This is a genomic window from Pseudomethylobacillus aquaticus (assembly GCF_003730115.1).
Taxonomy (GTDB): domain Bacteria; phylum Pseudomonadota; class Gammaproteobacteria; order Burkholderiales; family Methylophilaceae; genus Pseudomethylobacillus; species Pseudomethylobacillus aquaticus.
The window spans coordinates 451,634-468,235 of sequence record NZ_RJVP01000002.1; the positions used below are offsets into that span (position 1 = coordinate 451,634).

17 protein-coding genes are annotated in these 16,602 nt (G+C 61.3%); 14 read left to right on the top strand and 3 right to left on the bottom strand.

Annotated elements, in window-relative coordinates:
* Nucleotides 1–3: 3 nt before the first annotated feature.
* Nucleotides 4–1,257 carry a murein hydrolase activator EnvC family protein gene (locus ED236_RS05905; protein ID WP_123237004.1) on the bottom strand — a complete coding sequence of 418 codons (1,254 nt, stop codon included), beginning with the start codon at nucleotides 1,255–1,257 and terminating at the stop codon, nucleotides 4–6.
* A 4-nt stretch (nucleotides 1,258–1,261) separates the two neighbouring features.
* The gene (gene gpmI, locus ED236_RS05910; RefSeq protein ID WP_123237005.1) at nucleotides 1,262–2,809 is read right to left on the bottom strand and encodes a 2,3-bisphosphoglycerate-independent phosphoglycerate mutase; all 1,548 of its coding nucleotides are present in this window, start codon (nucleotides 2,807–2,809) and stop codon (nucleotides 1,262–1,264) included.
* A gap of 179 nt (nucleotides 2,810–2,988) precedes the next feature.
* Between gpmI and ED236_RS05915 the strand changes: the two genes are divergently transcribed.
* The 5 genes from ED236_RS05915 to ED236_RS05935 all read left to right on the top strand — a co-directional run bounded on the left by ED236_RS05915 (nucleotide 2,989) and on the right by ED236_RS05935 (nucleotide 5,830).
* Nucleotides 2,989–3,402, top strand: coding sequence for a rhodanese-like domain-containing protein (locus tag ED236_RS05915; RefSeq protein WP_193726064.1), 414 nt, complete (start codon nucleotides 2,989–2,991; stop codon nucleotides 3,400–3,402).
* A gap of 2 nt (nucleotides 3,403–3,404) precedes the next feature.
* Nucleotides 3,405–3,662: a glutaredoxin 3 gene (gene grxC / locus ED236_RS05920; protein ID WP_123237006.1), complete on the top strand. Its 258-nt coding sequence runs from the start codon at nucleotides 3,405–3,407 to the stop codon at nucleotides 3,660–3,662.
* Between the two features lie 200 nt (nucleotides 3,663–3,862).
* Entirely contained in the window at nucleotides 3,863–4,339 is a 477-nt protein-coding gene (gene secB / locus ED236_RS05925; RefSeq protein ID WP_123237007.1) for a protein-export chaperone SecB, read from the top strand.
* Entirely contained in the window at nucleotides 4,314–4,778 is a 465-nt protein-coding gene (locus tag ED236_RS05930; RefSeq protein ID WP_123237008.1) for an SH3 domain-containing protein, read from the top strand. The genes secB and ED236_RS05930 overlap by 26 nt, the downstream gene beginning before the upstream one ends.
* Before the next feature lie 50 nt (nucleotides 4,779–4,828).
* Complete coding sequence (locus tag ED236_RS05935) at nucleotides 4,829–5,830, top strand: NAD(P)H-dependent glycerol-3-phosphate dehydrogenase (RefSeq protein ID WP_240032043.1); 1,002 nt, start codon at nucleotides 4,829–4,831, stop codon at nucleotides 5,828–5,830.
* A 45-nt stretch (nucleotides 5,831–5,875) separates the two neighbouring features.
* On the opposite strand, the gene trmL is transcribed toward ED236_RS05935, so the two are convergent.
* Nucleotides 5,876–6,340 carry a tRNA (uridine(34)/cytosine(34)/5-carboxymethylaminomethyluridine(34)-2'-O)-methyltransferase TrmL gene (gene trmL, locus ED236_RS05940; protein WP_123237009.1) on the bottom strand — a complete coding sequence of 155 codons (465 nt, stop codon included), beginning with the start codon at nucleotides 6,338–6,340 and terminating at the stop codon, nucleotides 5,876–5,878.
* Between the two features lie 128 nt (nucleotides 6,341–6,468).
* On the opposite strand from trmL, the gene ED236_RS05945 reads away from it, so the two are divergent.
* The 9 genes from ED236_RS05945 (at nucleotide 6,469) to ED236_RS05985 (ending at nucleotide 16,598) form a co-directional block, all read left to right on the top strand.
* A complete protein-coding gene (locus tag ED236_RS05945) occupies nucleotides 6,469–8,169 on the top strand; it encodes a GspE/PulE family protein (RefSeq protein ID WP_123237147.1) in 1,701 nt (566 codons plus the stop codon).
* A 1-nt stretch (nucleotide 8,170) separates the two neighbouring features.
* Entirely contained in the window at nucleotides 8,171–9,394 is a 1,224-nt protein-coding gene (locus tag ED236_RS05950) for a type II secretion system F family protein (RefSeq protein ID WP_123237010.1), read from the top strand.
* Between the two features lie 154 nt (nucleotides 9,395–9,548).
* Nucleotides 9,549–9,983, top strand: coding sequence for a type II secretion system protein (locus tag ED236_RS05955; RefSeq protein WP_123237011.1), 435 nt, complete (start codon nucleotides 9,549–9,551; stop codon nucleotides 9,981–9,983).
* 140 nt (nucleotides 9,984–10,123) lie between these two features.
* Entirely contained in the window at nucleotides 10,124–10,555 is a 432-nt protein-coding gene (locus tag ED236_RS05960; protein ID WP_123237012.1) for a pilin, read from the top strand.
* 62 nt (nucleotides 10,556–10,617) lie between these two features.
* Nucleotides 10,618–11,079 (top strand): pilus assembly FimT family protein, encoded by a 462-nt coding sequence (locus ED236_RS05965; RefSeq protein ID WP_123237013.1) that lies wholly within the window; start codon nucleotides 10,618–10,620, stop codon nucleotides 11,077–11,079.
* Nucleotides 11,069–11,671, top strand: a complete 603-nt coding sequence (locus ED236_RS05970) for a type IV pilus modification PilV family protein (protein ID WP_123237014.1) — start codon at nucleotides 11,069–11,071, stop codon at nucleotides 11,669–11,671. Before ED236_RS05965 ends, ED236_RS05970 begins: the two co-directional genes overlap by 11 nt.
* A gap of 4 nt (nucleotides 11,672–11,675) precedes the next feature.
* Nucleotides 11,676–12,566, top strand: coding sequence for a PilW family protein (locus ED236_RS05975; RefSeq protein WP_240032044.1), 891 nt, complete (start codon nucleotides 11,676–11,678; stop codon nucleotides 12,564–12,566).
* Nucleotides 12,563–13,021 (top strand): pilus assembly PilX family protein, encoded by a 459-nt coding sequence (locus ED236_RS05980; protein ID WP_123237016.1) that lies wholly within the window; start codon nucleotides 12,563–12,565, stop codon nucleotides 13,019–13,021. The genes ED236_RS05975 and ED236_RS05980 overlap by 4 nt, the downstream gene beginning before the upstream one ends.
* A 61-nt stretch (nucleotides 13,022–13,082) precedes the next feature.
* Nucleotides 13,083–16,598 carry a DUF6701 domain-containing protein gene (locus ED236_RS05985; protein ID WP_148042257.1) on the top strand — a complete coding sequence of 1,172 codons (3,516 nt, stop codon included), beginning with the start codon at nucleotides 13,083–13,085 and terminating at the stop codon, nucleotides 16,596–16,598.
* Nucleotides 16,599–16,602: the final 4 nt, after the last annotated feature.

Here is a 16,602-nt window from a genome sequence, read left to right on the forward strand (position 1 = left end):
CAGCTACCTGACGCTGCTCCAGCTCATCGGGTCCAGTGGCTGGCTGCGGTGACGCAGTTCGTAATACAGGCCGTTGCTTTCATTGCCGCCGCTGTTGCCTACCGCCGCCACCGTGTCGCCGCCTTTGACTTCGTCACCCACCTGGCGTAGCAGGCTCTGATTGTTGCCGTATAGGCTCATGTAGCCGTCGCCATGATCCACGATCAGCAGGTTGCCAAAACCGCGTAACCAGTCCGCAAACACCACCTGACCCTTGGCGACCGCTTTCACTTCGCTGCCCTCGGCAGAGCGGATGAAAATGCCCTTCCAGGACACGCCGCTATCGGCCCGCGCCGCACCGAAGCGGTTGCTGACCTCGCCGCGTACCGGCAGATTCAGCTTGCCGCGCAGCGAGGAGAACTGGCTGCCATCGTAACGGCTGCTGGGCAAGGCTTCATTCCTGGCGATGGTGGTGGGCTTGGTGCCGCCTGTGCTGGTGTTCTGCGACTGGCGTTTGGCGGGCTTGGGCGCGGCAGCCCGGGCCAGTTTCTCGATCAACTTGGTCAGGCGTGACTGGTCGCGTTTGAGTTTGTCGATCTCGCCGCGCTGGGCCTGCATCTGACCGGCGATGCTGGCCAGTACCTTGCTGCGTTCACGTTTCTGTTGCTGCAGGGCCTGGCGTTCGCGCTCCTTGGCCTCTTGCAATGCAGCAATCTCGGCCGCTGCTGCTGCCGCTTCCGCATTGAGCTGGTCCAGCGTATCCAGGTTGTTGCGCATGGCGCTGATCAGGTCGGCGCGGGCACGTGCCGCCAGTGAGGCGTAATGCAGGTCGCGCGCGATGACACTGATATCCTGTTGTTGCAGCAGGATCTGCGCATGGTTGGGCTGGCCCTGCACATACTGGCGGTAAAGCTGCAGGCCCAGCAGGCGCTGCTGGCGTTGTACCTGTTTTTCCACGCTGCTTCGGTCCAGCTTCAGTTTGCCCAGCATGGCGCGCTGTTGCTGACTGTTCTGCTGGATCTCGTAGAGCTTGCGATTGGCCAGGCTGATGGCCTGCTCACTTTCCTTCAGGGCGTCGCTGGCATCCTTGTGTGCCTCTTTGGATTCATCCAGTTCTTCGCGCAACGCGGCGATGCGGGCCTGCAGTTCCGACAGCTCCTGCTTGGGACGCTCGGTTTTTGGATCGGCCTGCGCCTCGCTGCAGAGGATGGCGGCCAGTAACAAGGCTGGCAGCAGGGCCGCTCGCAAGGGGCTGGGCGCGTGCCGGTCTAGCCGCATGCGATCAATGTGTAGCCGTGAAGGTCAGCAGGCTGTGTCCACTCATCTCGGCCGGTTGCGACAAGCCCATCATCGCCAGCAGGGTCGGTGCCAGATCGGACAGCGCGCCAGTATCCGCCAGACTGGCCGGGCGGCCGATGTAGAGCATGGGCACCGGATTGGTGGTGTGCTGCGTGTGCGGCTGCGCGTTGATGAAGTCCTGCATTTCTTCTGCATTGCCATGGTCGGCGGTGATGATGACCTCGCCGCCTATGCTCTGCATGGCGCGCACCACGCGGCCTATGCAGGTGTCTATGGTTTCCACGGCTTTGATGGCAGCTTGCAGGTCGCCGGTATGGCCCACCATGTCGCAGTTGGCATAGTTGCAGATGATGGCGTGGTACTTTTTACTGAGAATGGCAGCTTCCAGTTCGTCCGTGACTTCGGGCGCGCTCATCTCCGGCTGCAAGTCATAGGTGGCCACCTGCGGTGACGGCACCAGGATGCGGTCTTCGCCGGGGAACACGGTCTCTTCGCCACCATTGAAGAAGAAGGTCACATGCGGATATTTCTCTGTCTCGGCGATGCGCAGCTGGGTCAGGCCATGGTTGGCCAGATATTCACCGAAGGTGTTGCGTATATCGGTCTGGCCGAAGATGGCGTGCGCGGCCTTTTCATTCTTGTCGTGCATGGTCAAGGTCAGGTAGGCCGACAGTTTGCGTACATGGCGGCGATGGAAACCGTCGAAATCCGCCGACAGCAGCGCGTGCGTGAGCTGGCGTGCGCGATCGGAACGGAAGTTCATGTACACCACGGCGTCGCCATCTTCCAGATGCACTGGCTTTTCGCCTTCCGCCACGATGGCGGTGGCTTTGACGAACTCGTCGTTCTCGCCACGTGCATAGGCGGCTTGCAGGCCTGCTGAAGCGGAACCGGCACGGAACTCGCTGATGCCTTCGGTGATCAGGTCATAAGCGGCTTCGACACGCGGCCAGCGTTTGTCGCGGTCCATGGCGTAGAAGCGGCCGCACAGCGAGATGATCCTGCCGCCACCGACCTCTGCGATATGCGCTTCCAGCTTGTCGAGATAAGCCGCAGCACTGACCGGTGGCGTGTCGCGGCCATCCAGGAAGGCATGTACATAGACCTTGCTGAGGCCGCGCTGCACCGCCATGCTGATCATGGCGTGGATATGATCCTGGTGGCTGTGTACGCCGCCGTCCGAGATCAGGCCGAAGATATGCAGCGCCTTGTCCGTGGCCTTGAGCTGGTCGATCAGGCCGGTCAGGCTGGGTAACTGGAAGAATTCGCCGGTCTTGATGGACTGGTTGATGCGCTCGAAATCCTGATATACCACGCGGCCCGCGCCTATGTTGAGGTGACCCACCTCGGAGTTGCCCATCTGGCCGTCGGGCAGCCCGACGAAGTTCTCGGAGGCCTGGATCAGCGTATGCGGATAAGCCTTCCACAGCGCGTCCCAGTTGGGTTTGCGCGCCTGAACGATGGCATTGTCTTGGGCGTCTTCGCGATAGCCGAAGCCGTCTAGGATCAGCAACAGTACGGGGGTGGTCATGGCGTTTACACTTTCATGAGGATACAGGCATCAGATACCCGTCTATTTTAGAGTGAATCGCTTAATAAATCTTGCTTTTGGCCACAGGCTTGTTATTCAGGCCGATGTCGCCATCTGCGTGGTAACTGTCACGTGGATGGCTTAAAATCCGTCCATCCCCTCCATGCTTAAGGAATGTTGTGAATTTTTTTGCTGATAATGTGTTGCTGATCGGCCTGGCACTGGGTTCCGGCCTGATGCTGATGTGGCCTTTGCTGAAAAAGAGTGCCGCTGGCATTGTCGATGCCAGCCCGGCTGAAGCGGTCATCCTCATGAACCGCGCGCATGCCGGCGTGCTGGATGTGCGTGAAGCCACCGAGTTCGCGCAGGGGCATATCCAGGGCGCCATCAATATTCCGCTGTCGCAGCTGGAAGCGCGTCTGCCGGAATTGACCCGATACAAGGACAAGGCCTTGCTGGTGCACTGCCAGGGCGGCATCCGTTCCGGCAAGGCTTGCAGCCTGCTGACCAAACAGCAGTTCACCAAGCTGCATAATCTGCGCGGTGGTTTGAACGCCTGGATCCAGGCCAGGTTGCCGGTGGTGAAGGACTGAGCATGCCACGTATCCTGATGTATACCACGGGCACCTGCCCCTATTGCATCAATGCCGAGCGGCTGCTGATCAACAAGGGCGTGAGCCACATCGACAAGATCCGCGTCGATCTGGATCCGGATCAGCGCATCGAGATGATGGAAAAGACCGGGCGCCGTACCGTGCCGCAGATCTATATCGATGCCTTGCACGTGGGTGGCTTCGACGAATTGCGTGCACTGGACCAGCGCGGCGAGCTGGACGCCCTGCTGGCCAGCTGAACACTGTCCTGCCTGCTGCACGCGCAGTTCAAAAAACCGGTGCAACCAGATAGAATGCGAGGCTGTGATGCGAGTCGGCAGCGCGTGTGGCGCGTGCGGATGACCATGCCACGGTATTCCCATCGGCGATGCAGTCCACTTGATGCATGCAGGTGGCCCCGCCGTCCACTTTAACGTTAACTCCCATTTTAGGAATCAACATGGCAGAAGAACAGGCAGCCGCGCCAGAGCAGGCGCAACAACCAGTATTTGGTATCGAGAAGATCTATATCAAGGACTTGTCGCTGGAAGTGCCTAACGCGCCCATGGTGTTCGCCCAGCAGATGGCACCTCAGGTCGGCATCGAGCTGACCAATGCCGCCGCCCAGATCCAGGACGGCGTATACGAAGTTTCGCTGACCGTGACGGTCACCTCCAAGCTGGAAGATAAAACCGTCTTCCTGGTCGAGATCGTGCAATGTGGCATCTTCCAGATCCGCAACCTGCCTGCCGAGAACCTGGACATGATCCTGGGCATCAGTTGCCCCAACATCCTGTTCCCCTACGTGCGTGAAGCCGTCTCCACCACCGTGGTACGCGCTGGCTTTGCGCCTGTGATGCTGAATCCGGTCAATTTTGAAGCGCTGTTCGCGCAACAACGTCAGCAGATGGATGGCAGTGCGCCTACCACCCACTAAGTTAAGCAGCGTTCTGCTGGCCAGCGCGTTGCTGGTGGCTTCGCCCTGGGTCGCGGCACTGGAGTTCCGCAGTGTCAGCGTGCCCAAGGCGGTGCTATACGACGCGCCCTCGGCGCAGGCGCACAAGCTGTACGTCGTGGGTCAGGGCTATCCGCTGGAAGTGCTGGTCAATCTGGGTGACTGGATCAAGGTGCGTGACCAGCAGGGCAGCCTGAACTGGGTGGAAGCCAGACAGCTCAGCGAAAAACGTACCGTGGTGATCAAAGTGGACGAGGTCGAGCTGCGCCAGGCGGCAGATAACCAGTCGCCGGTACAGGCGCGGCTGACCCGGCATCTGGTGCTGGAGGTGCTGGAGCCGAACAACAGCGGCTGGGTCAAGGTACGTCATCGTGACGGCGTGACCGGGTTCGTCCCCGCGACGGCCGTTTGGGGTATCTGAACGGTTCGCATGCGTCTGTTTCGAGTCTATTTGTTTTGAATCAGCCCGTTTTGAATCAGTCACGGCACATTGCGGTGCTGGGCGCAGGTGCCTGGGGCACGGCGCTGGCACTGCAGCTCAGCCAGCGACATCGCGTCAGCCTGTGGACACGCAGCGCGGAACACGCTCTGCACATGCAGCAGTCACGCTGCAATCCGCAATTTCTCGACGAAACCCCGTTCCCCGAAGGCTTGCAAGTGGTCGCCGACCTGGCGACGGCATTGCAAGAGGTGGACATGGTGCTGTCTGTGGTGCCCACCGCAGGCCTGCGCCACATCATGCGGCAGGTGCGCGCGCTGGGCTGCAGCGCGCCACTGATCTGGGCTTCCAAAGGCCTGGAAGCCGCTAGCAGCCAGCTTGCGCACGAGATCGCCGCCGCCGAGCTACCTGCCGGTCAGCGTTATGGTGTGTTGTCCGGCCCCAGTTTCGCGGCTGAACTGGCGCGTGGCTTGCCTACCGCCGTGACGCTGGCATGCCCGGATGCGGCGTTTGCACGTGAAGCCGGTGCCTGGCTACATGGCGCCAATCTGCGTGTCTATACCAGTGATGACGTGGTCGGGGTCTCGGTTGCCGGTGCGGTCAAGAACGTGATGGCCATCGCGGCTGGCATCAGTGACGGCATGCAGTTCGGCAATAATGCGCGCGCCGCATTGATCACACGCGGCATGGCCGAGATGACCCGTTTCGGTCTGGCACTGGGTGGCAAGAAAGATACCTTCATGGGGCTAAGTGGCGTGGGCGACCTGATACTGACCTGCACCGGCCAATATTCGCGTAACCGCGAGGTCGGGCTGCGCCTGGCCACCGGGCAACATCTGCCGCAGATCCTCGAGCAATTGGGCCATGTGGCGGAAGGCGTGCATACCGCCCGCGAAGTGGTGCGCCGCGCGGAACAACTCGGTGTGGAGATGCCGATCAGCCGTGAAGTGGAACGTGTGTTGTTCGAGCAGCGCGCACCGCGCGATGCGGTAGAGACCTTGCTGGGACGCGAACAAAAAGCCGAACGCGATTAGCTTTACCGACTTGCCGCATGTGCCCGCATGCCTGCTGCTTTCCCGCTATACCCCACCCACAAAATCCAGCTGCCGCCAGGCTTCGTATACCAGTACCGCCGCTGAATTGCCCAGATTGAGGCTGCGGCTGTGCGGCAACATGGGCAGCCGCAAGCGCTGCTCAGCTGCGAATCCGGCCAACACCTCGGCGGGCAGGCCGCGTGTTTCCGGCCCCAGCACGAACACATCCCCAGCCGCGTAGCGCACCTGCTGATAGTGGGTGCTGCCTTTGGTAGTGATGGCGAACATGCGCCGTCCAGCCAGTGCCTGGCGGCAGGCCTGCCAATCCTCATGTACCTGCAGGCTGGCGAACTCGTGGTAATCCAGGCCGGCCCGTTTCAGCTGTTTGTCTTCCAGTGTGAAGCCTAGCGGCTTGACCAGATGCAGGCCTGCACCGGTGTTGGCGCACAGCCGGATGATGTTGCCGGTGTTGGGCGGGATCTCCGGTTGGTACAACACCAGATCAAACATTGTCGTTTTGGGTGGGGATGACATAGAATCAAACGGGCAGGGCAGTTGTGGCCGTCGATTCTAGCATTCACGCCAGCATCCGCGCCGTTCCTGCACGTTCATTTCTGATCGATCACCCGGAATCCTACATGGCGCGACCGAAGAAGACCCGTCTGGGCGAAGTGCTGCTGGAGCAGGGCCTGTTGACTCAGGCGCAGCTGGAGCACGCGCTGGAGGAGCAAAAAGCCTCCGGGCGCAAGCTGGGACGCATCCTGCTGGATACTGGCGCGCTGACCGAGCCCCAGCTGGCGCAGGCGCTGGCTACACAGCTGGATCTGCCTTTTGTGGATCTGCGCCAGGTCAATCTGGATGCCGCGGCCATGCAGAAGCTGCCGGAGCTGATGGCACGGCGCTTCCGCGCCATCATCCTGGAAGATCGCCCGCACAGTTATCTGCTCGGCATGGTGGATCCCACCGATCTGTTCGCCTACGACGAGATCGGTCGTGTGCTGCAGCGCCGCATCGAACTGGCGGTGGTGGTGGAAAGCACCCTGCTGCAACTCATCGACAACACCCATAGACGCACCGGCGAGATCACCACACTGGCTCAGGAGCTGGGTGATGACATGGGCGACAGCGTGGTGGATTTCGCCAACCTGCCTACACAGCGCATAGACGAAGCGCCCGTGGTCAAGCTGTTGCAGACCCTGTTTGAGGATGCCGTGCAGGTGCGCGCTTCCGATATCCACATCGAGCCGCAGGAAGCCAAATTGCTGATCCGCTTCCGTATCGACGGTGTCATGCATCTGCAGACCGAGGCTGATCTGAAGATCACCACGGCACTGGTGTTGCGTCTCAAGCTCACCGCAGGTCTGGATATCTCGGAGAAGCGGCTGCCGCAGGACGGCCGCTTCCAGGTGCGCGTGCGCCATCAGCAGGTGGACGTGCGCATGTCCACCATGCCCACACAATATGGCGAGTCGGTGGTGATGCGGCTGTTGATCCAGCATGCCAGCGGCTTTTCGCTGGAGCGGCTGGGCATGCCACCTGCCCTGCTGGCACGTTTCCGCAGCCTGCTGCACAGGCCGAACGGCATGGTGCTGGTGACCGGCCCGACCGGCAGTGGCAAGACCACTACCTTGTATGCCGCTCTCAGCGAGCTCAATTCCACCGCCAACAAGATCATCACCGTGGAAGACCCGGTGGAGTACCGTCTGCCCGGCATCAACCAGGTACAGGTCAACGAGAAGATCGATCTGGATTTTGCACGCGTGCTGCGCTCGGTGCTGCGTCAGGATCCGGACATCATCCTGGTTGGCGAGATGCGTGACCAGGAAACTGCCCAGATCGGGCTGCGGGCTGCCATGACCGGTCACATGGTGTTGTCCACCCTGCATACCAATGACGCCATCAGCACCCCCATCCGTTTGATCGACATGGGCGCGCCACGTTACATGGTGGCCATGTCCCTGCTGGCCGTGGTGGCGCAGCGCTTGTTGCGCATGGTGTGCGAGCGCTGTGGTCAGCCACATGCGCCCACACCGGCTGAACTCGCCTGGTTGCGACTGGAGTTGGGCGATGCGGCGGAGAGCAGTGCGCTGGTGCAAGGCCGCGGCTGCACCCAGTGCAACCATACCGGCTATCAGGGCCGGGTCGGTGTGTATGAACTGCTGGAGATGAATGCCGAACTGACCGAAGCTGCCAATCAGGCGGACACCGCCTTGTTCGTGAATCAGGCCCGCAAACAGATGGCCGGGCATACGCTGCGACGGGCAGCGGTGGAACTGGTACTGGCCAAGCGCACCACGGTGGCGGAAGCCATGCGTATCAGCAACCAGCTGGAAGAGTAAGGTGCCGTTCTTTTCCTACCGTGGTCGCAACAACCGGGGTGACCTGATCGAAGGCAGCATGGAGAGCCAGGACAGCGCCACGCTGGCCGGCTATCTGGCCAGCATCGGTATCACACCCCTGCATATCCGCGCCACGGCAGCGCCGCGTAAAGCCGCGATGTCCATCCAGTTGTTCGAAGAGCGTATCCAGACGCTGGACATCATGATGTTCAGTCGGCAGATGTATACCCTGCTCAAGGCGGGCATCCCCATCATGCGCGCGCTGAGCGGCCTGCAGGGGTCCACCACGAACAAGCGCATGGCCGCCATCATCGGCGATATCCGTATCAGTCTGGATGGCGGGCGAGAACTGTCTGCGGCCATGCGCCAGCACCCGCGTGTGTTCTCCAGTTTTTATGTCAGCATGATCCGCGTCGGCGAGACCACCGGCATGCTGGAGCAGGTGTTCCTGCGGCTGTATGACCATCTGCAGTTCGAGAAATACATGCGCGACCAGATACGCGCCGCCTTGCGCTACCCCAGCTTCGTGATCATCGCCATGGCAGTGGCCATTGCGGTAGTCAATCTGTTTGTGATCCCGGCTTTTGCTGATGTGTTCGCTAGTTTTGGAGCGGAATTGCCGCTGATCACACGCGGCCTGCTGGGCTTTTCCGGCTTCATGGTGGTGGCCTGGCCGTATCTGATCCTGGTGAGCCTGATCCTGGTGATGCTGGTGCGCAGTTATATCGCGACACCGGCCGGGCGCTACCAGTGGGACAGCCTCAAATTCAAACTGCCCATCGCCGGCAAGATCATCCACATGGCCAGCATGGCGCGTTTCTCGCGCAGCTTTGCGCTGGCCAGCAAGAGTGGCGTGCCCATCGTGAGCGGCCTGGGCCTGGTGATCCAGACCATGGATAACAGCTACATCTCGCGCAAGGTGGAACAGATGCGCGCGGGTGTGGAGCGTGGCGAAAGCATCTCGCGCACGGCGGCGGCCACCGGCGTGTTCAGTTCCATCGTCATGCAGATGATCTCGGTGGGAGAGGAGTCCGGGGCGCTGGATGACCTCATGGAAGAGATCGCTGATATGTACCAGCGCGATGTGGAATACCAGATCAACACCTTGGGTGCGCAGATCGAACCCATCCTGATCGTGTTCCTAGGCATCATGGTCTTGCTGCTGGCGCTGGGCATTTTCCTGCCCATCTGGGACATAGGCAGCGTGGCATTGCACAGCGCCTGATAGTGCGCCCGGAAGTCTAATTGAAACATGGCATTACTCTTGCATCAGCATCTCTAACAAAACATGTGGTCGCTTGTAGGTGACGATCAGGTTTGTTCGTCACTTCGCGCATCCCAAGGCGGGCATGACAAGGGTGAGGGACAGTGGAGATTGAATGGTGTTGAAACGAGAGGCAGGGCTGACGCTGATCGAGATGGTGATCGTACTGTTGATCATTGGCACGATCGCCGCGATCCTGTTGCCGCGCTATGCGGGATTCCGAGCCGATGCAGCGAATGCTTCGATCGCAGAAGTAGCCGCACGGATCGCCGCCGCCACGCGCGTCAATCACGCTTTGCGGCAGTCGGCCAGCAGCGGGAATGCAGAAGCAGTAAGCCTGGATGCGCGCAATGTTTGCAACAATACGAGCATGCAGCCCTTTGTCGGCGATGCGGTGCTGGTGGACCATCCCGTCAAGCAGCAGGAGTTCCTGATCGATGGTGAAGGGGATTGTTCTGTGCGCGGTGTGCTGGCCGTCAGTTGCACCGTGGTCGGTGCTAACGGGATCGCGCACCTCACTGAAGTCCGCTGCAGTCGGCGCAACGAGTGACGGTGTGCCGGTTTGGGTGGATTTGCGCAGCAGGCTATGTTGTAACGGGCAACGCTGGTGTATGCTCGCTTTTGTTGGATAGGGCGGCTTGTATCAGTTTTAACAGACGTTTTTTTTGAACTACTAATAAGGGGCATAACATGAAACAACAATCGGGCTTCACGCTGATCGAACTGGTGGTGGTACTGGTCATTCTGGGCATTCTGGCCGCCACCGCGCTGCCCAGATTCATCAATCTGACAGCGGACGCGCGTATCGCATCCGTGAATGGTGTGGCAGGCGGTCTGCGTTCTGCCGTGGCGCTGGCTCAAGCCAAATATCTGGCAACAGGGAATACTGCAGCCACCACCGTGGATATGAGCGGGACCTCTGTAACGGTCAACGCCGGTACCGGCATTCCCACCGGTGCAGCCGCAGGGATTGGTGCTGCACTGCAAAGTACAGAAGGCTATACCGTTGATTACACCGCATCTCCAGCAACATTCCGTCCTGCCAATGGCGGCGGTGCAAACTGCCAGGCTACCTATGATGGCACGACCGGTGCTGTGGTGACGGTCACTTCAGGTTGCTAAGCTGATCAGTTGAACAAGCCAAGAGGAGGCGTCGCCTCCTCTTTTGCATGGTAGGCCGGTGCATGAGAATACTGGGTGGCTACACGCTGATCGAACTGGTGGTGGTGATCGTGATCACCAGCATCCTGGCAGTTGTGCTGGTGCCACGTTTCATCGGCCGTGATGCCTTTGATGCGCGTGGCGCCCATGACACCCTGCTGGCCAGTCTGCGTTATGCCCAGAAGCTCGCCATCGCGCAGCGAACCACGGTGTATGTCAACCTCAACACCAGCACGCGTCAACTCTGTCTGGGCTATAGCAGTGATTGCAGCTCCCCTGTACTGGACCCAAGGACGCAGTCTGCCTACGTGCGCCAGATGGCCTCCAGTGTGGTGTTGACGGCTAGCACAGCCGTGCTGGGTTACGATGGCCTGGGGCGCCCGGTGCCGAACGCGGCAGCGAGTTACAGTGTGAGCAATAGTGTGGATCCCAGCATGCCTACCCGCACCATCAACGTCACGGCAGAGACCGGCCATGTGCAATAATCGGCGCAACAAACCGCAATCCGGCGTCACCCTGATCGAGCTGGTGGTGGCGATCATCGTGCTCAGTGTCGCGCTCAGTGGTGTGCTCAAGATGTTCGAACTGATCAACCGTGGCAGCACCGACCCGCTGGTGCGCAAACAGGCGCTGGCCATCGCTGAATCCCTGCTGCAGGAGGTGCAGCAGCAAGCCTTCACCCTGTGCGACCCGGACGATGCCAATGCCTCCATCGCGCTGGCGGCCACCGACTGCAACAGCCTGGACCAGAATGCCGGTGGTGCTGCACTGGCTGGCCCTATCCCCAACACTGAAAGCCGCTACAGCCAGACCGACCCGCTGGACAATGTGGCCGACTACGCGGGCTTTACCATGCCGGACGCCAGTTGTGCCGGCATCTGCAACCCTGGGGATGCGACGCCGCTGCCCAATCTTGCGGGCTATGCGGCCAGCGTCACCGTGACCCGTGCGGGTGCTGCAGCCCCGTTTGCCGCCGCGCCGCTGGATGCGGTGCTGCGTGTGCAGGTACGTGTCACCGGCCCGGCGGCCACCGAAGTCAATCTCACCGGCTACCGTCTGCGCTATGCACCAAACTGAGCATATGCGCCGAACCGAGGAGATGCCCAACGCCCGCCTGCTGCGCTCGTCTGGTGATGCGCCCAGCGTCCGGTCCAGCGCTGAGCCTAAAGCTGAACCCGCTATGCACGGCTTCACCCTGATCGAACTGGTGGTGGTGATGAGCATCATCGGCATCATCGCCGGTGCCTTGACCATCTTTATCCGCAATCCATTACAGACCTATTTCGACGGGGCGGCACGTGCCGAGCTTGGTGATCAGGCGGATACGGCCTTGCGTCGCATGGCGCGGGAGATCCGTAACGCCTTGCCCAATAGTCTGCGCGTGGCCGTGAGCGGCAGTGACATGCTGGTGGAATTCGTGCCCATCCTCACGGCCGGACGTTACCGCGCCGAGGTGGGCACCGATCCGGCAGACAATCCACTCGACTTCTCTGCCAGTGCAGACAGCTTTGACGTGCTCGGGCCAGCCGTGACCGTCAGTGCCGGTGACAAACTGGTGATCAACAACCTGGGGATCGCTGGCGCTGATGTCTATGCTGGCAGCAACCGGCGTGACCTCACAGTGACGGGCACCTTGAGCCAGCTGGCTTACACTGGCGGCGCATTCCCGTTTTCCTCCATCTCCAGCCGCTTCTATGTGGTGGGAGAAGCGGTCAGCTACGCCTGTGACCTTGCCTCCGGCACCTTGTGGCGTTACCGCTATGCCATCCAGGCCAGCCAGCCAGCCAGCGTGGCGGCATTGAATGCACTGGCCAGCCCACAAGCGCTGGCCACCGGCCTTGCGGGCTGCAGTGTGAGTTATGCTGCCGGGATACAGCAGCGTAATGGCCTGATCACCCTGCATCTGCAGTTGCAACGTGCTACCGCCCGGGTCTCCTTGATGCATCAGATCAATGTGGTGAACACGCCATGACGCGAGCCTGTTTGGATCAGCGCGGATTCGCCTTGCCCAGTGCCGTGTTCCTGCTGGTGGTACTGTCAATTCTGGGCGCTTATGCGCTCAATTTCGTCAGTTTGCAGCAGGCGGCTTCCATGCAGGATGTACGCGGTAGCCGTGCTTATCAGGCGGCGCGCAGTGGTTTGGAGTGGGGCATTTATCAGGTGATGCTGCCGGGCACCACTAACCTGGCAGCCTGTCCTGCCAGCCCGGCCACACTGAGCATAGAAGGCTACAGCGTGACGCTGACCTGTAGTCAGGCACCGGAATACTATGAACAGGGCACTGACCGCACCATCCGTGTTTACGACCTGCAAGCCATTGCACGCAGCGGCACAGCCGGTACGCCGGATTACAGCGAGCGCGCCCTGCAGGTGCTGGTCAGCAAGTGTAGGGGCACGGATGCAGCGCAGCCGTATCAGTGTGGTTAGCATGCGGCGCAGCTGGTTCAGTGTGCTTGGTCTGTGGCACAGCCGTGTCAGAGGCGATGACATGAAGTATTTGCTTGGGCATGCCTTGCTGATCCTGAGCCTGCTGGCGCTCGCCTTGCCTGCCCAGGCGCTGGTGGGCGTGCGCGCCAGCAGCACGGCCAGTTCGGTAGCCAGTGGCGTGACCTTTGTAGGCAATGGCACGCCGGTGGTCGGCTCCATCGGCATCCCCTTGCTGGGCATAGGCTCATTGACACCACCATTGCCGGGCGGCATACAGACCGGTGATCTGCTGGTGTGCATGATCGAATCCCATGATGACTACGCACATGCCATCAGCGCTTCCACCCCAGGCTGGACCACACGTTACAGCCTGAGTTTCCCCGGCGGCATCCTGGGCCTGTTGGCACCTCCGCATCGGGCCTCCATGTTCTTCAAGATCGCCACCTCGGCGGCCGAGCCGGCCCCTGTCATCCTGCGTGGCGGGCTGTTGTCCTTGCTCAGTCTCAACAGCGCAGTGGCACGCTGCTCGGCGTTCCGTGGTGTGGATACCGGTACGCCGTTCGATATCGCCTCTGCCAGTGCCGGGGACGACTCTGCCGACCTGACCATAGAGACTGGCACCACTGCCAGCAATGTCACACGCGACACCATGCTGCTGCTGTCGGCACATCTCAATAACGACCCGGCCACCACCAGCGTCACTACGGCAGGTGGCCTGAGCTGGACGCAAGCCCACCACACCACCGTCAATGCCGTGCTGGATCTGGGGCTGGCGCTTGATGACGCCATGATCAGCCTGTTCTATGCGCAGAAGTCGCCCACCGCGGCAGTGGGGCCGCTAGTGGTCAGCGCCAATGCCCAAACCGGCATCAGCCATGGCGTGTTGAGCAGTCTGCGACCTGCGCCTGCGGTATTGACCCTGAACCGGCCGACCGGGACACAGTCTGGCGACGTGCTGCTGGCGACCTTGGCTGTCACCAAGGATTACCTGACCATCACCCCGCCCAGTGGCTGGAGCCTGGTGCGTCAGGTGACGCAGTCGGCAGGCAATGCCAGCCAGCTCTATACCTACCTGCGCGTGGCGGGTGGTAGCGAGCCGGTGAGTTATAACTGGACCTTCTCGGGTGGGGCGCATGTCGGTCTGGTGGGCAGCCTGACCGCCTTGACCGGCGTGGATGTGACGGCCCCTGTCGTTGATGCCGAGGCGGGTGCTGCGACGGTGAGCGACGTCAGCCATACCGCGCCCAGCGTCAGCGCCAGCCGGGCCAGTCATGCCTTGTTCACAGCGCACGCCTACAGCAGTGCGGCCAGCTGGACTGCGCCGGGTGGCATGACCGAGCTGACCGATGTGGCATCCACCACGCTGGGCAGCAATGACGGTATTTCACTATCCACGCATCTTGAATCACGCTTTCTGAGTGGTGCCAGTGGTACCCGCACGGCAACGGCCAGTGCGGCAGCAGATACTGGCGCTGCGCAATCCATCATCCTGCGCTCGGCCAGTCTGTTCGATCATATCCGCATCGAGCATGATGGCAGCGCCCTGACCTGCGCCGCCGAGCCGGTGGTGGTCAAAGCCTGTGCCGACCCCGCCTGCACGACGCTGTATACCAGCGGCACAGTGACCGGCAACCTGATCTGGACCGGCGTGCCCAACGGCATCATCCCGTTCACCATCAACCCCAGTCTGCCGGGCAGTGGCCAGACCGTGGTCAATGTCAGTGTCACCACGGTGCAGGCCATCATCCTGGGCAGCAGTAATGTGTTCCCGCTGCCCGGTAATGTCGGAGACTGTCTTAACATCAGCAACGGCAGTGCCAGTTGTCAGCTGCAGTTCACCAATACCGGCTTTCTGTTCTCTACCATCCCCAATCAGATCGCCGGGGTCAATTCTGCCAGCATCACCATGCAAGCCGTGCGTACCGACAACAACACCGGCGTGTGCAGCACCTTGTTCAGCGGTAACCGCGTCGTGGAAATGGCGGCGCAGTGCATGAACCCGACCACCTGCGCCGGGCAGGCGGTCAGCATCAACGGGGTGCCGATCGCAGGCAGCCCGGCCAGCAGCATCGCGGGCTATACACCAGTGAGTTTGAGCTTTGGTGCCAACAGCACGGCCAGCTTCATCCAGCGTTACCCCGATGTGGGCAGCATCAGATTGAGTGCGCGCTATGCCCTGGAACCTGGGGTGTTCGTGAGTGGCAGCAGCAACAACTATGTGGTGCGCCCTTATGACCTGCGTATCGTGGACATCGCGGCTACGGCAAGTGCGGCAGCCAACCCCGGCGCCGCCAACGCCAGTGGGCCGGCATTCGTGGCTGCCGGCGACGGCAGTACGGCCGTCAGCCAATTCAGTCTGAGCGTGGCCGCGGCGGCCTACTCGGACAATGCGCCCGGCTATACCGTGGCACCGAACTTTGGACGCGAGTTGGTGCCGGAAGGTGTGCTGCTCAGTCATGCACTGATCGCGGATGCGGATCTGCTCAATCCCGGCACCTTGTTCAATGCCAGCCTGCCCGGCAGCAGTTTCGTAGGCGGCGTGGTCAGGCCGACCAGCCTGGGCTGGAATGAAGTCGGCATCATGCAGCTGGTGGCGGGGATTGCCGATGGCGATTACCTGGGCGCAGGCCCTGCTGCACTGGCGACGCCCAGTGGCAATATCGGCCGTTTCTACCCCGCCGGCTTCCGTCGTCTCAGCAGTGACGTCACGCCTGCATGCAGTGCGGTCGCAGATTTCACCTACATGGGTCAGGGCTTTAATGTGGCGGCCACTTTACAGGCGGTCGCGGCAGGCAGCAGCCAGAGCGTCACGCAGAACTACCGCGGCGCGTATGCCAAAGGTCAGGTGTTGCTGGCGGCAGAGCATGCTGACAATGGCATCGATCTCTCCAGCCGTCTGACCGTGCCGACCTCAAGCTGGCTGGCCGGGGTGTACACATTGAACGGTACCGCACAGTTTGCGCGCCCATTGAGTGCCAGCCCGGACGCCAGCTGGGGGCCGTACGACAACCTGCTGCTGGGCGTGCGTGTCGCGGATAGCGACGGTGCTGTGCTGGACGGGCTGAACATGAACCCGGCCACGGCCGCTACCTGCAGTACGTGCAACCATCAACTGCTGGACAGTACGCCTATGCGTATGCGTTTGGGGCGCTTGCGCTTGCAAAATGCCTATGGCTCGGAATTGCTGCCATTGCCGGTGCCGCTGGAGGCGCAATACTGGAACGGCAGCCTGTACGCGACCAATACGCTGGACAGCTGCACCACACTGGCTGCTTCCCAGGTCGCCATGGGCAACTACCAAGGCTCGCTTGCTGCCTGTGAGACCAGTGTCAGCACGGCTGGCCTGCTGCAGTCCGGCCGCATCAACCTGACCTTGAGCCGGCCCGGGCCTGGCAACGGTGGCAGTGTGGACCTCAGCCTCAACGCGGGCGTGGCAGCCAGTGGCAACAGTTGTATCGCCGGTGCGGCCACCACGGCAACAGCGGCGGGTTTTGGCTGGTTCGGCGTCAATCCTGGTGCGCGTGCCACCTTTGGCCTGAGGCGTAGTCCGCTGATCTATTTGCGCGAGAATTTCTAGACAG